13 protein-coding genes are annotated in these 13297 nt (G+C 72.1%); 8 read left to right on the top strand and 5 right to left on the bottom strand.

The genetic code is table 11. The features are described from left to right. The first annotated feature begins 20 nt into the window (after positions 1-20). The 4 genes from BLW43_RS03455 to hisD are packed head-to-tail and all read left to right on the top strand — an operon-like array spanning position 21 to position 4269. Positions 21-1103: an ABC transporter substrate-binding protein gene (locus BLW43_RS03455; RefSeq protein ID WP_093248430.1), complete on the top strand. Its 1083-nt coding sequence runs from the start codon at positions 21-23 to the stop codon at positions 1101-1103. 7 nt (positions 1104-1110) lie between these two features. Next, a complete protein-coding gene (locus tag BLW43_RS03450; RefSeq protein ID WP_093248427.1) occupies positions 1111-2133 on the top strand; it encodes an ABC transporter permease in 1023 nt (340 codons plus the stop codon). Between the two features lie 10 nt (positions 2134-2143). Then, complete coding sequence (locus tag BLW43_RS03445) at positions 2144-2932, top strand: ABC transporter permease (protein WP_093248425.1); 789 nt, start codon at positions 2144-2146, stop codon at positions 2930-2932. An 11-nt stretch (positions 2933-2943) separates the two neighbouring features. Then, the gene (hisD, locus tag BLW43_RS03440) at positions 2944-4269 is read left to right on the top strand and encodes a histidinol dehydrogenase (RefSeq protein ID WP_093248423.1); all 1326 of its coding nucleotides are present in this window, start codon (positions 2944-2946) and stop codon (positions 4267-4269) included. Here hisD and BLW43_RS03435 read toward each other — a convergent pair. The 4 genes from BLW43_RS03435 to BLW43_RS03420 are packed head-to-tail and all read right to left on the bottom strand — an operon-like array spanning position 4266 to position 8102. Beyond that, entirely contained in the window at positions 4266-5087 is an 822-nt protein-coding gene (locus BLW43_RS03435; protein WP_093248421.1) for an ABC transporter permease, read from the bottom strand. The two genes, hisD and BLW43_RS03435, sit on opposite strands and share 4 nt — an antisense overlap. Beyond that, a complete protein-coding gene (locus BLW43_RS03430) occupies positions 5080-5955 on the bottom strand; it encodes an ABC transporter permease (protein WP_245730906.1) in 876 nt (291 codons plus the stop codon). The genes BLW43_RS03435 and BLW43_RS03430 overlap by 8 nt, the downstream gene beginning before the upstream one ends. Beyond that, a complete protein-coding gene (locus tag BLW43_RS03425; protein WP_093248419.1) occupies positions 5952-6983 on the bottom strand; it encodes an extracellular solute-binding protein in 1032 nt (343 codons plus the stop codon). The genes BLW43_RS03430 and BLW43_RS03425 overlap by 4 nt, the downstream gene beginning before the upstream one ends. Positions 6984-7007: 24 nt before the next feature. Beyond that, positions 7008-8102, bottom strand: a complete 1095-nt coding sequence (locus BLW43_RS03420; RefSeq protein WP_093248418.1) for an ABC transporter ATP-binding protein — start codon at positions 8100-8102, stop codon at positions 7008-7010. A gap of 239 nt (positions 8103-8341) precedes the next feature. Between BLW43_RS03420 and BLW43_RS03415 the strand changes: the two genes are divergently transcribed. From BLW43_RS03415 to BLW43_RS03405, 3 genes are all read left to right on the top strand, one after another. Next, positions 8342-8815, top strand: a complete 474-nt coding sequence (locus tag BLW43_RS03415; protein ID WP_093248417.1) for an ureidoglycolate lyase — start codon at positions 8342-8344, stop codon at positions 8813-8815. A gap of 5 nt (positions 8816-8820) precedes the next feature. Beyond that, positions 8821-9735, top strand: coding sequence for a polysaccharide deacetylase family protein (locus BLW43_RS03410; RefSeq protein ID WP_093249876.1), 915 nt, complete (start codon positions 8821-8823; stop codon positions 9733-9735). Between the two features lie 142 nt (positions 9736-9877). Further along, the gene (locus BLW43_RS03405) at positions 9878-10717 is read left to right on the top strand and encodes an SDR family NAD(P)-dependent oxidoreductase (RefSeq protein WP_093248416.1); all 840 of its coding nucleotides are present in this window, start codon (positions 9878-9880) and stop codon (positions 10715-10717) included. Here the strand turns inward: BLW43_RS03405 and BLW43_RS03400 are convergent. Next, positions 10714-11628, bottom strand: a complete 915-nt coding sequence (locus BLW43_RS03400) for a LysR family transcriptional regulator (RefSeq protein WP_093248415.1) — start codon at positions 11626-11628, stop codon at positions 10714-10716. The two genes, BLW43_RS03405 and BLW43_RS03400, sit on opposite strands and share 4 nt — an antisense overlap. Before the next feature lie 101 nt (positions 11629-11729). On the opposite strand from BLW43_RS03400, the gene BLW43_RS03395 reads away from it, so the two are divergent. Continuing rightward, entirely contained in the window at positions 11730-13292 is a 1563-nt protein-coding gene (locus tag BLW43_RS03395) for a proton-conducting transporter transmembrane domain-containing protein (protein WP_093248414.1), read from the top strand. Positions 13293-13297 lie beyond the last annotated feature (5 nt).

The raw sequence follows: 13297 nt of genomic DNA, 5'->3' as shown, positions 1-13297 counted from the left end.
CCAACGACAGGGAGAACCGCATGACCGACCTCAGCCGCCGCCGCCTGCTGACCACCGCCGCCGCCCTTGGGGGGGCGTCGGCCCTGCCCTTCGGCCTGCGCGCGCAGGAGCCGGAGAAGCCGGCCGAGATCATCGTCCGCGCCTGGGGCGGGGTGTGGGTCGACAGCCTGAAGAAGGGCGTCTCCGACCCGTTCACCGCCGCGACCGGCGTCGCGGTGCGCCACGACCTGACCGAGGACAACGAGATCAAGCCGCGCATCTGGGCGGCGGTGGATCAGGGCCGCATCCCGCCGATCCACATCAACTGGGACACGACCGCGAACGCCACCAGCTCGGCGCTGCGCGGCGCGTGCGAGGACATCTCGGACCTGCCGAACCTCGCCAACGTCCTGCCGCTGGCCAGACCCATCGGGCTCGACGGCGTGCCGATCGTGAACACCTACGCCTATGTCTATGTGCTCGCCTACCGGCCCGAGGCGTTCCCCGACGGCGCGCCGACCTCGTGGAACGTGCTGCTCGACCCGAGGTTCAGGGGCCGCGTCGCGCTCTACAATGACGGCATCGGCTTCCACCCCGCCGCGCAGATCGCCGGCGGCGGGACGCTGGCCGACATCCCCGGCGACATGGACGCCTGCTGGGAGTTCATCGCGAAGCTGAAGGACCAGCAGCCGCTGCTGGGCGAGGATCCGGACTTCACGGCCTGGTTCCAGAACGGCGAGATCGACGTCGCCTGCACCATCAGCTCCAACGCCCGCGAGGCGCGCGCCAACGGCGTCGACGTCGCGTGGACCGTGCCGCAGGAGGGCGCCAAGGTCGACACCGACGGCATGTGGATCCCGAAGGGCCTGCCCGAGAACGAGCTCTACTGGGCCAAGCGCTACATCGACTTCGCGCTGAGCCTGGAGGCGCAGCAGGTGTGGCTCGACGGGCTGGGTCTGCCGGGCGTCGCGCCGGGGCTGACGCCGCCGGCCGATCTCGCAGGCGACCCGAGCTATCCGACCACCGAGGCCGACTTCGCGAAGCTCCTGCTGGTGCCGCCGCGCATCCAGGCCGAGCACACCGCGGAATGGTTCGCGAAGTTCAAGGAGATCATGCAGGGCTGAGCCGCGCATGACCGATCCCGACGCGCGGCCGCAGTCCGGATCCGGTCTCGGACCTGCGACCGGACCCGAGACCAGTCCCGAAACCGGGCCCGCCCGCGGCGGCGGGCCCGCCTATCCGCTGAGCTGGCGGCTGCTCGACGCGATCGAGGGGCTGGCGGCGCTGTGGCCGGCGCGGGCGTCGGGAGCGGTCAAATGGGCGCTGCTGGCGCCCGCGCTGGCGCTGGTCGCGCTGCTGCTCTGGGGCCTCGGCGTGATGGCGGACGCCAGCTTGCGCGAGATGGATTTCCGCACCTACCGGCTGTCGGAGGACTGGTCGCTCGCCAACTACGCCAGGGCGCTGGGGTCGGGCGCGTTCTGGGCGACGGCGCGGCGCAGCCTGCTCGCCGCGGCGGTCGTCACGATCATCTGTCTCGCGTTGGCCTTCCCCTACGCCTACGCCATGACGCGGACCCGCTCGGCGCGGCTGCGCAAGCTGCTGCTGGTGGGGCTGTTCCTGCCCTTCTTCATCGGGCAGGTCGTGCGCGCCTATGGCTGGCTGATCGTGCTGGGGCAGGAGGGGCTGGCCAACGAGGCGCTGGGCGCGCTGGGCCTCGGCCCGTGGCGGATGCTGTTCCAGTATCCCACCGTGCTGTTCGGGCTGGTGCAGTACATGCTGCCCTTTGCGGTGCTGATGCTGGCCCCGGCGCTGGCCGCCATTCCCGAGGAGGTCGAGCGCGCCGCGGAGAGCTGCGGCGCGAGCTGGCCGCGCGCCCTGCTGCATGTCGTCATCCCCATGGCCCTCCCCGGCCTGATCGCCGCGGCGCTGGTGGTGGCGACGCTGACGCTGACCGATTTCGCGACGCCCGCCATTCTCGGCGGCGGGACCAACGACTTCCTCGCCAACCTCGTCTACGACCAGTTCTTCCGGACGTCGGACGCCGGGCTGGGCTCGGCGATCACGCTCCTGCTCACGCTGGCGGGCACCACGGTCGCGGGCGTCCTGCTGGCCGCGGCGGGCGTCGCCGCGCTGGGCGTGAGGGGCGCGCGGTGAGGGGCGCGCGGTGAGGGGCGGCTGGCTGCACTGGACGGTCGCGGCGCTGGCCGCGGCGTTTCTCGCGGCGCCCTCGCTGGTGGTGCTGGGCGCCAGTTTCACCGCAGGGAACATCGTCGCCTTTCCGCCCGAGGGCTTCTCGCTGCGCTGGTACGGGCAGGTGCTGTCGAGCACGGCGCTGCGCGGCGCCTTCCTGCGCTCGCTGGAGGTGGCGGCGGTCTGCACGGCGGTAGCCATCCCCGCCGGCACGCTGGCGGCGGTGGCGCTGGCGCGCTGGCGGTTCAGGCGGGCGACGGCGATCCAGCTCTACCTGCTGCTGCCCTTCACCGTGCCGCTGATCGGCTCGGGGATCGGGCTGATGCTGCTGTTCGGCGAGCTTCGCCTGCTGGGCGCGGTCTGGCCGGTGGGCCTTGCGGCCTGCGTGATCAACCTGCCCTTCATGATCTGGGCGGTGGCGGCGAGCGTGAACGGGCTCGACCCGGAGCTGGAGCGCGCGGCGGCGAACTGCGGCGCGGGGCCGGCGCAGACCTTTCTGCTGGTCACGCTGCCGGCGGTCGCGCCCGGGGTTGTCGCCGGGGCGCTGCTGATGTTCATCCTCGCGCTGAACGAGTTCCTGGTGAGCCTGCTGCTGGTGGATGCGCGGACGGTCACGCTGCCGGTGCATGTCTACAACTCCATACGGGCGGTGATAACGCCCGACCTCGCCGCGGTCTCCAGCATCTTCGTGCTGGCGGCGGCGGCGGCGATCTGGGCGCTGGACCGGCTGGTGGGGCTCGACATCTTCCTGAAGGCCAAATGAGGGGGCGAGCGATGACGCTGCGCGTGAACCTGCACGAACTGGGCGCCATGGACGGCGCGGCGCGGGCGGCGCTGATGCTGCGGGCGGACCAGGAACTCGGCGACGTGCTGGAGCGCGCGGCCCCGATCATCGAGGCGGTGCGCACCGAGGGCGAGGCCGCCCTGCGCCGCTTCGCGCGCGACCTGGACGGCGTGACGGGCGAGCTTGGCGCGCTGGAGGCGACCGAGGAGGATTTCGAGGTCGCCTATCGCGCGGTCGAACCGGAGGTGATCGCGGCGATCCGCTACGCCGTCGCGAACATCCGCCGCTTCCACGAGAAGCAGCTTCCCGAACCGATGTGGCTGGAGGAGGTCCGCCCAGGCGCCTTCGCCGGCGACCGCTGGACGCCGATCCCGTCCGTCGCGCTCTATGTGCCGCGCGGCAAGGGGGCGTTTCCGTCGGTGACGATGATGACGTCGGTGCCCGCCATGGTGGCCGGGGTTCCCGAGGCCTGCATCCTGACGCCGCCGACGCCTCAGGGCGGGGTGGACGCCGCGACGCTGGTCGCGGCGCGCGAGGCCGGCGTGGGTCGCGTGTTCAAGGCCGGCGGCGCGCAGGCCGTCGCCGCCGCCGCCTTCGGCGCCGGGCCGATCCCGAAAGCCGCCAAGATCGTCGGCCCCGGCAGCCCGTGGGTCGTCGCGGCGAAGCGGCTGCTGGCCGGGCGGATCGACACCGGCCTGCCGGCGGGACCGTCCGAATCGATCGTGTTCGCGGACGAAACGGCTGACCCGCGCCTCGCAGCCGCCGACCTGATGATCGAGGCCGAGCACGGCCCCGACAGCTCGGCCTATCTCGTGACCCATGACCGGGCCGTGGCGGAAGGCGCGCTGGCCGCCCTGCCCGGCCTGATCGCCGCCCTGCCCGAGCAGCGCGCGGGCTTCGTCTCGACCGTGCTTGGCGGCCCGCGCGGCGGCGTCGTGCTGGCGGCGTCGCTGGAGGACGCCTACGCCTTCGTCAACGACTACGCGCCGGAGCATCTGGAGGTGCTTTCGGACGAGCCGTTCGCGCATCTGGGCCGCATCGTCAACGCCGCCGAGGTGCTGCTGGGTCGGCGCACGCCGATCACGCTGGGCAATTTCGTTCTCGGCCCCAACTGCGTCCTGCCCACCGGGGGCTGGGCGAAGTCCTTCGGGCCGCTCTCCGTCACCGACTTCATGAAGCGCAGCTCGGTCGGCTACGTCACGGCCGCCGCCTACCCCGAGATGGCCCGCCACGCCCACGCGCTCGCGCGCTACGAGGGCTTCGCCGCCCACGCCGCGGCGGTGGCGATGGACCGGGACCGAGCCCCCGTCCGCTAGCGGCTGATCCGTCTCGACAGGTTGACGAGGCGGTTCATGGCGAGCAGCAGCAGGGTCGTGGAGACGACAAGCACGCCCGACGCCGCGGCCACCCGCACGTCGAGGCTGGACTCGATCATGCCCCATAGCCGGATCGGCAGCATGTCGGTGCGCGCGCTGCTCAGGAACAGCGAGACGGGCACGTTGTCCATCGACGCCATGAAGGCGAGGAACGCGCCCGCCGCAAGGCCCGGCGCGATGATCGGCAGCGTGATCCGGCGGAAGGTGTAGAGGCGGCTGGCGCCGAGGCTCGCCGAGCTGTCGAGAAGCGGCTGGCCGAGCTGGCTGAGGCTCGCGGCGGTGGTGCGCAGCACATAGGGCGCGACGACCACGAGATGCCCCGCCGACAGCCAGAACAGCGTCGGCCGCACGCGGATCGTCGTCAGCAGGATCAGCGCCGCCAGCCCGAAGGAGAGCATCGGCAGCACCAGCGGCGACATGAAGGCGAGGTCGACCGCCCGTCCCGCAGGGCCGCTGCGCGTGCGCAGCCACAGCGCCGCCGCGCCGGAGACCAGCGTCGCGACGCCCGCCGCCCGGAGCGCGACCGTGACGGAGTTCAGCGCGGCCTCGTGGATGTGGCCGGACTGCGCCGGGTCGATCAGGGCGGCGTACCATCTGAGCGAGAAGCCCTGCGGCGGGAAGCGCAGGCTCGGCTCGCTGGTGAACGAGACTGCGAGCACGACGAGCACCGGCCCGACGAGGATCGCCAGCGCGATAAGCCCCAGAAGGCCCACCACCGCGGCGTAGAGCGCGTCGGCGGGCGCATGGATCCTACGCACGGACGCGCCTCCCCAGCCAGTGGATCACGCCGATCACCCCGAGCACCGAGATCAGCAGGCACAGCGACACGACCGCGGCGAAGGGCCAGTTGTAGACCACGATCGACTGCTGCCAGATCACCAGCGGCATGTAGATCAGCCGCCCCCCGCCGATCACCGACTGCGAGATGAAGGCGGCGGTGGAGCTTGCGAACACCAGCAGGCAGCCCGCCGTCAGCCCCGGCGCGCTGAGCGGCAGGATCACCCGCCACAGCGTGCGCCACCGGCTCGCCCCCAGCGCGCGCGAGGCGTCGAGCAGGTTCGGGTCGATCCGCCCCATCACCGACAGCAGCGGCAGCAGCATGAGCGGCAGCTCTATCTGGGCGAGCGAGATGATGAGGCCGAGCTCGGTCTGCAGCAGCGAGAACGGCGCCGAGGTAAGGCCCAGCGCCAATGCGGCGTTGCTGACCACGCCCTCCGAGCCGAGGATGACGATCCACGCGAAGGTCCGCACCACGACCGACAGCAGCAACGGCAGGATGATGATGAAGAGCAGCGCGGTGCGCTGCGCCGGCGACGCCTCCAGGAATATCAGCCCGATGGCGACGCCCAGCACCAGCGTCAGCGCCACCGTCTTGAGCCCGAGCAGCAGCGTGTCGGCGGCGACCTTGAGATAGAAAGGGTCGCCGAGGAACCGCATCCAGCTCTCCGGCCCGAGGCGCGTCATCTCCGCGTCGGCGTGCATGCTGGTCCAGACCAGCAGGGCCAGCGGCGCGAGGAAGAAGCCGACGAAGATCAGCCCCAGCGGCGCCACGAGCGGCCACTCGGGCGGCGAGAGGCGCAGGCGCGCGACGGCGCCTGCGCGAAGGTCCGAGGCGGCTGCGGTCAAGCCGCGACCTCGCGGTTGAACTGCTCGATCCAGCCGGGCCGCAGCGGATTGATCTTCGTCCAGTCATGGCGGACGAAGCCGTTCATCTCGTCGAGCGACGCCATCGGCAGGGTGTCGAGCAGGTCGACGTCGCCGTTGACGGGGATGAAGTTGAACGGCGCCTGCATCAGCTTGTCCTGCACGCCGGCGCTGATCACCGTGTCGAGATACTTGTAGGCGTTCTCGACGTTCTCGGCGTCCTTCACGATGTGCATGGTGGTCACGAAGGCGATGGCGCCGGTTTCGGGGACGGCGAACTCGATGTCCACGCCGCGGCCCTTGAGCGTCGCGACCGTCTGGGTGTTGGTGTACATCAGGTCGATCTGGCCCTGCTGGAACAGCCCCGCCATCGCCGAGGGCTGGGCCACGGCCGCCACCTGCGGCAGGATCTCCTTGATCTTCTCCATCGCCGGCGCGACGTCGGTCTCCGAGCCGCCGAAGATCTTCGAGATCTCGATCAGCGAGGTCGTGCCGAAGGTGGTCTGGAAGCCGGTGAGGCCCAGCCGGCTCGCGAATTCCGGCTTGAAGAGGTCCGCCCAGCCGGCGGGCTTGGCGACCTTCGTGGGGTTGTAGGCGATGCCGACCACCTGCGCCGCGACGGGGATGCTGAAGTCGTCGACGAACACCTGCGGCAGCTTCGCGGCGTTGCTCAGCTTCGACATGTCGAGGGGCTGGTACAGGCCCATCTCCATGCCGCTCGCCGCCGGGCCGGGGTCGAGCACGAACACGTCGAACGGCGCCAGGCCGCGGGCGGCGCGGGCCTTGGCGATCTGGTCGACCGCATAGAGCGGATCGAGTTCGAGGTTGACGCCGGAAGCTTCGGTCAGCGCAGGCCCCACGATGCTGCGGAAGGCCTCCTCCCAGGAGCCGGGATAGATCGCGGCGATCACGTCGCCCGAGGCGCGCGCCGGCAGCCCCGAGAGCGCGACGCCCGTCGCGGCCGCCGCCCCGCCGAGGACGGCGCGGCGATTGAAGAGATGTCGTGTCATGGCGGTCTCCTTGCGTGTCGGGTTCTAGCTGTCTTCCGCGAACATCGAGACGCGCGCGCCCTCGCGCACGCCGCACCAGAGGGGGCCGTCGAGCGTCGGCCCCTCGGCGGAGCGCAGCCGCACGACCTTGACGGCGGCGCCCCCTTCCGCTTCGAGATCGAGCACCGTGACAGCGCCCAGCGGCAGGCTGAGGCGGCAGCGGGCCGGAAACCGGTCGGGCGCCGGCGCGTCGTGGAGCGTCACGTCCTCCGGCCGCACCGAGACGACGACGCGGGCGCCGGCCGGCGCGGGGCGCGGCGGCGCAACTGTCGCGCCGGCGGCGAGCCGCACCGAGCCGTCGGCCGCGACGGCGCCGGGCAGGAGATTTGTCGAGCCGATGAAATTGTTGACGAACAGCGTCTCGGGCCGGTCGTAGACGTCGGCCGGCGGGCCGAGCTGCTCGATACGCCCGCCGCGCATCACCGCGACGCGGTCGGCGACGCTCATCGCCTCCTCCTGGTCGTGCGTGACGAGGATCGCGGTCAGCCCGAAGCGGCGCTGGAGCCGCTTGATCTCGATCTGCATGTCGAGGCGGAGGTTCTTGTCGAGCGCGGCGAAGGGCTCGTCGAGCAGCAGCACGCCGGGGCTGACGCAGAGCGCGCGCGCCAGCGCGATGCGCTGCTGCTGGCCGCCGGAGAGCTCGCGCGGCAGCCGCTCCGCGTAGGCCTCCATTCGGACGACTTCCAGAAACTGGCGGGTCCGCCGCGCGATCTCGGCGCGCGCCGCGCCGCGCGCCGCCAGCCCGTAGCCGACGTTCTGCGCGGCGGTCAGGTGGGGAAACAGCGCGTAGTTCTGGAACACGATGCCGATGTTGCGCCGCCCCGGCGGCAGCCGGTCGACGCGCACGCCGCCGACCGACACCGCGCCGCGCGACTGCGCCAGAAAGCCCGCGATCACCCGAAGCAGGGTGGTCTTGCCGCAGCCGGACGGGCCGAGCAGCGCCATCACCTCGCCCGGCTCGACGCGCAGCGACACGTCGTCCAGCGCCCGATAGGCGCCGAACTCGTGGCTTACCGCGTCGACTTCGAGGCTGACCCCGTGCGTCGCGCCGGCCTCCGTCACTGCGCCGCCATCGGCCATTGCGATCCCGCTTCCGATCCAATCAGCCCAAGTCGCAAAGCGGCGGGCGATTCCTTGCAACGATTTTCAGCCCATGGGCCGGCACTGGGAGGAAACTAGCCAAAAGATGGCATTCCATTTGGCTGGCGGCTGAAAATTTAATCAATTTCTGTCCATGCGTCCGGGGACATCGCCAGAGCTATCGACGCGGCGGGCTGGATGGCGCCCGCTGTGGCGACCGAAGCTGCAGGGACGTGCCGATGCGCGCCATCTCCATCGAACCGCTGACCGCCGCGGCGTTCGCCCCGTTCGGCGAGCCGCTCGTCCCGCCGATATCAGCCGGACGGGCCTTCTTCGAGGGCGCGCTCGCGTCGCGTCGCGAGGCGGCGCGTCCGTCGCTCTCGCTCTCGCGCGTGGAGGCGGCGGCGTCGCTGCCCGTCGAGGCGCGGCGGATGGAGCGCCACCAGTTCAGCTCGCAGAGCTTCGTGCCGATGGGCGACCTCGCCATGCTGGTGATCGTCGCGCCCCATGCGCCGCAGGGCGGCCCGGACGTCTCCGCCGCGCGGGCGTTCCTGGCGGAGGGCGGCGTCGGCGTCACCTATGGCGCCGACGTCTGGCACCATCCGCTGACGCTGCTCGCCGCGCCGGCGAGCCTCGCGGTGCTGATGTGGCGCGACGGCGGCCCTGGCGACGAGGAGTTCGTCGACGTCGAGCCGTTTCTTGTGAGGGGATGACCGCCATGGACGACAGCACCCACAGCCGCCGCGACCTCATCGGCTACGCCGACGCGCCGCCCGACCCGCGCTGGCCCGGCGGCGCCCGCGTCGCGCTGAATTTCGTGGTGAATTACGAGGAGGGCTCCGAACCGTCGTTCCAGGACGGCGAGGGCTACACCGAGACGGCGCTGACCGAGGCGCCGCTCGACCCCGACGTCCGGGGGCGCGACCTCGCCGGCGAGGGCATGTTCGCCTACGGCTCGCGCGTCGGCTTCTGGCGGCTCATGCGGCTCTTTCAGGAGCGCGGCCTGCCGATGACCGTGTTCGGCTGCGCGCTGGCGCTGGAGCGCAACCCCAAGGCCGCCGCCGCCGTCGCCGCCTCCGGCTTCGACGTCTGCTGCCACGGCTGGCGCTGGGTGCAGCATTACTGGCTGAGCGAGGAGGAGGAGCGCGAGCACATCCGCCGCGCCGTCGCCTCGCTGCAGGCGACCGTGGGCGAGCGTCCGCTCGGCTGGTACTGCCGCTACGGGCCGAGCCTGAACACCCGCCGGCTGGTCGCGGAGGAGGGCGGCTTCCTCTACGATAGCGACGCCTATGACGACGAGCTGCCCTACTGGACCGAGGTCGGGGGCAGACCGCATCTGGTGGTGCCCTATTCGCTCACCCACAACGACGCCAAGTTCGGGCGCGGCGGCATGGCGACGGGGCGGGAGTTCTTCGAATTCCTCAAGGACGGCTTCGACATGCTGTGGGAGGAAGGCGCCCGCACGCCGAAGATGATGTCGGTCGGCCTGCACATGCGGCTCGTCGGCCACCCGGCGCGCGCCTCGGGTCTGGCGCGCTTTCTCGACTACGTCGCCGCGAAGGAGGGCGTCTGGATCACGCGTCGGCTCGACATCGCCCGCCACTGGGCGGCGGAGCACCCCGCGCAGGTCTAGCGCCCAGCCCTACCGCGCCCGCCGCCGCGCCGCAGGCGCCTCCCCCCCCGAAGGCGGCCGCGCGTTCGGCGTCGCCCCGGCCGGCGAACCGCGTTACCGTGGTCAGCCAGACGGAGCGATCCCCGAACGAAGCGAGCAGGCAATGGTCCATCCAGCACTCAAGTCGGGCGGCGTCGCGGTCGTGACCGGCGGCGCGGCCGGCATCGGCCTCGCCGCGGCGCAGGCCTTCGCCGCGCTCGGCCTGCGCGTCTGCATCGTCGACATCGACGCGGGCAGGCTCGCCGAGGCGGCGGCGAACATCGACGGCGGCCCCGAGCGCGTGACGACCTTTCGCGCCGATGTCGGGCGCGTGGAGGAGCTGCAGGCCCTGCGGCAGGCCGTCGAGAGCCGCCTCGGTCCGGTCGACGTGCTGATGAACAACGCCGGCGTGCAGCCGGGCAGCGCGCTGTTCGGCTCGCTGGAGAACTGGACGCGTGTCATCGAGACCAACCTCTGGGGCGTCGTCCACGGCTGCCGGATGTTCGCGCCGGGGATGATCGAGCGGAAGACGCCGGGCCTGATCATCAACACCGGCTCCAAGCAGGGGATCACGACGCCGCCGGGCGACCCCGCCTACAACGTCGCCAAGAGCGGCGTGAAGGCGTTCACCGAGGCGCTTCAGCACGAGTTGCGCTCGACGCCGGGCTGCGAGGTCTCGGCGCATCTGCTGATCCCCGGCTTCGTCTTCACCGGGCTGACGGCGCGCGGCCGCACGGAGAAGCCCGAGGCCGCCTGGACGCCCGGGCAGACCGTCGCCTTCATGATGAAGCGGCTCGCGGCGGGCGACTTCTACATCCTGTGCCCCGACAACGACGTGCCGCGCGCGCTCGACGAGAAGCGCATCGCCTGGGCGGCCGGCGACATCATCGAGAACCGCCCGCCGCTGTCGCGCTGGCATCCCGACTACGTGGAGGCCTTCGCGGCGTTCTGCAGGGACGGCTAGGCCTCCGCCGCCGGAGCGACGGGGAGGCCGGCGCCGGCCTGCGCGCGCAGCACCTCCGCCAGCAGCGGGTTGGGAAAGCGGCGCTGGATGGTGACGGCGCAGAACGCCTCGCGGATGTCGTCGAGCCGGGCGAGTTCGACCAGCGCGCCGCTGTCCAGCTCGTCCTTCACCACGATGGTGGGAATGACCGCGAGCCCGGCGTCCTCGCGCGCCAGCAGCCGGAGCATCGCCATGTCGTCCGCCTCGGCGGCGATGATCGGGGTCACCCCCAGACGCTCCACGAGCGCGTCGAACGTCGCCCGGATCGCGGATTCGGGCGTCGGCAGGATCAGCGGCGCGTCCGACAGCAGCGCCGCGAGCGGGCGGGCGCCACCCCTCGCCCGCGCCGGCGTGCCGATGAGGCTGACGGGCTGCTCCGACAGGCGCTGCACGAGATAGGGGCTGGCGGCGTCGCGCGCCGGGGCGAGGTTGGTCAGCACCACGTCGAGCGACAGCGCGTCGAGACCGCGCAGCAGCTCCGCCTGCGGCCCCGACCGCAGCACCACCTCGACGTCCCGCCGCCCGATGAGCGGGCGCAGGAAGGCGAGCTGGAAGTTGCGCGAAAGGGTCGCGAGCGCGCCCACGCGCAGCGCCCGCCGCGGCCCGGCGACGTCGCGCAGGGTGGCGGTGAGGTCGTCCGCGGTCCTGAAGATCGCGTCGGCGTGGTCGAGCGCGATGCGCCCGGCCTCGGAAAGCGCCAGCCCGCGCCCGCGCCGCTCGAAGAGGTCGTGGCCGAGCGCGGCCTCCAGCGTGCGAAGCTGGGTCGAGAGCGCCGATTGCGACAGGTTCAGCGCCCGCGCCGCGCCGGTCAGCGTGCCATCGCGCGCGATGGCGCGGAACAGGCGCAGGTGATGCAGGTTGAGCGAGGACATCGTTCTATCTGATAGATGATTTACCCCGATAATATGTAATTTTCTGGAAGATCGGCAAGCCCTAGCTTCACGCCGGTCCGCAGATCGTCCGGAGCTGAGCCATGCTGTCCTCCCTTCCGCCGTCATTTCTCGCGCCGGCCCCGCTGCTGGTCGTCGCGGCGCTCGCGGCGCTGTCGCCGGGGCGCCGTCCCGGCGGACTGCCGCTGCTTGCGGAGCGGGCGGCGCTCGCGGCGCTGGCGCTCGCGGCGTTCGGGGTCGCGCGCTTCGTCTCGGCCGGGCCGGCGGAGGCGTCGATGCTGGAGGGCGCGGCGCGGCTGTCGCTGCGCCTCGACGCCGTCAGCGCCGCCATGACGCTGCTCGTCGCCTTCATCGGCTGGATCGTCATCCGCTACGCGCGCAGCTATCTCGACGGCGAGGCGCAGGAGGGCGCCTTTCACGGCCTGATGCTCGCCACGCTTGCGGCGGTGCTTGTCCTCGTTCAGGCGGGGAGCTTCGGCGCGCTGATCCTCGCCTTCGTCGCGGTCGGCGCCGGGCTGCGGCGGCTGCTGCTGTTCCGGGCGCATCGGCCCGAGGCCCAGCGCGCGGCGGCGAAGTTCACGCTCGTCTGGCGCGCGGGCGACGCGTCGCTGGCGCTGGCCGCGATCCTCTTCTTCATCGCGTTCGGAGAGACGGATCTGGCGGCGCTGGCCCGCGCGGCGGCCGGCGGGCTGCCAATCGCGGGGCATCTCGCCGTCGCCATGCTTGCGCTCGCGGCGGCGCTCAAGACCGCCGCCTTCCCGCTGCACGGCTGGCTGACGGAGGTGATGGAGGCGCCGACGCCGGTCTCGGCGTTGCTCCATGCCGGCGTCATCAACGCCGGCGGCGTGCTGCTGATCCGGACGGCCGACATCGTGCAGGCGAGCCCCGGCGTGATGGCCGGGCTGGTGATGCTCGGCGGGCTCACCGCGCTCTTCGGCTCGCTGGTGATGCTGACGCAGAGCGCCGTCAAGACCGCGCTCGCCTGGTCCACGGTTGCGCAGATGGGCTTCATGCTGCTGCAATGCGGGCTCGGGCTGTGGACGCTGGCGCTGCTGCACATCGTGGCGCACTCGCTCTACAAGGCGCACGCCTTCCTGTCCTCGGGCGGAGCGGTCAGGGCGGTGGCGGCGACCCGCAGGCCAGGGCCCGTCGCGGTTCCCAGCCTCGGGGCGGTGGCGAAGTCCTTCGCGCTCGCCGTGCTGCTCTACGGCGCCGTCGCCGGCGCCTTCATCGCCGTGGCGGGGCCGAAGTCGCCGCAGGCGCTGGCGCTCGGGGCGATGCTGGTCTTCGGCGTGGCCTATCTGGTCGCGCAGGGCCTGGCCGACGCCGCGCCGAAGGCGCTGACGCGGCGCACGGCGCGCGCGTCGCTGGCGGCGGCGGCCGCCTACTTCGCGCTCCAGCTCGTCGCCGAGGCGATCTGGGGGCCGCATCTGCCGGCCGCCCCGGCGCCGGGGCAGCTGCAATGGGCGCTGATCGTCGTCGCGGTGGCCAGCTTCGGCGCGGTGGCCGTGGCGCAGGCGCTGTTTCCGCTCTGGGCGCATCACCCGGCGACCGCCAGCCTGCGGGTGCATCTCGCGAACGGCCTCTATCTCAACGCGCTGCTCGACCGCCTGATCGGCGGCTACCGGGCGGCGAGGAACCCATGACCAAT

Source organism: Rubrimonas cliftonensis (assembly GCF_900107585.1).
GTDB classification, from domain to species: domain Bacteria; phylum Pseudomonadota; class Alphaproteobacteria; order Rhodobacterales; family Rhodobacteraceae; genus Rubrimonas; species Rubrimonas cliftonensis.
Note: the sequence above shows the minus strand (reverse complement) of the source record. Positions and strands in the feature narration are given on the sequence as shown.

Excerpts from the sequence above, each read along its gene's own strand:
- BLW43_RS03455 (WP_093248430.1), top strand. The coding sequence starts at position 21 with ATGACCGACCTCAGCCGCCGCCGCCTGCTGACCACCGCCGCCGCCCTT.
- BLW43_RS03450 (WP_093248427.1), top strand. The coding sequence starts at position 1,111 with ATGACCGATCCCGACGCGCGGCCGCAGTCCGGATCCGGTCTCGGACCT.
- hisD (WP_093248423.1), top strand. The coding sequence starts at position 2,944 with ATGACGCTGCGCGTGAACCTGCACGAACTGGGCGCCATGGACGGCGCG.
- BLW43_RS03425 (WP_093248419.1), bottom strand. The coding sequence starts at position 6,983 with ATGACACGACATCTCTTCAATCGCCGCGCCGTCCTCGGCGGGGCGGCG.
- BLW43_RS03420 (WP_093248418.1), bottom strand. The coding sequence starts at position 8,102 with ATGGCCGATGGCGGCGCAGTGACGGAGGCCGGCGCGACGCACGGGGTC.
- BLW43_RS03415 (WP_093248417.1), top strand. The coding sequence starts at position 8,342 with ATGCGCGCCATCTCCATCGAACCGCTGACCGCCGCGGCGTTCGCCCCG.
- BLW43_RS03410 (WP_093249876.1), top strand. The coding sequence starts at position 8,821 with ATGGACGACAGCACCCACAGCCGCCGCGACCTCATCGGCTACGCCGAC.
- BLW43_RS03405 (WP_093248416.1), top strand. The coding sequence starts at position 9,878 with ATGGTCCATCCAGCACTCAAGTCGGGCGGCGTCGCGGTCGTGACCGGC.
- BLW43_RS03400 (WP_093248415.1), bottom strand. The coding sequence starts at position 11,628 with ATGTCCTCGCTCAACCTGCATCACCTGCGCCTGTTCCGCGCCATCGCG.
- BLW43_RS03395 (WP_093248414.1), top strand. The coding sequence starts at position 11,730 with ATGCTGTCCTCCCTTCCGCCGTCATTTCTCGCGCCGGCCCCGCTGCTG.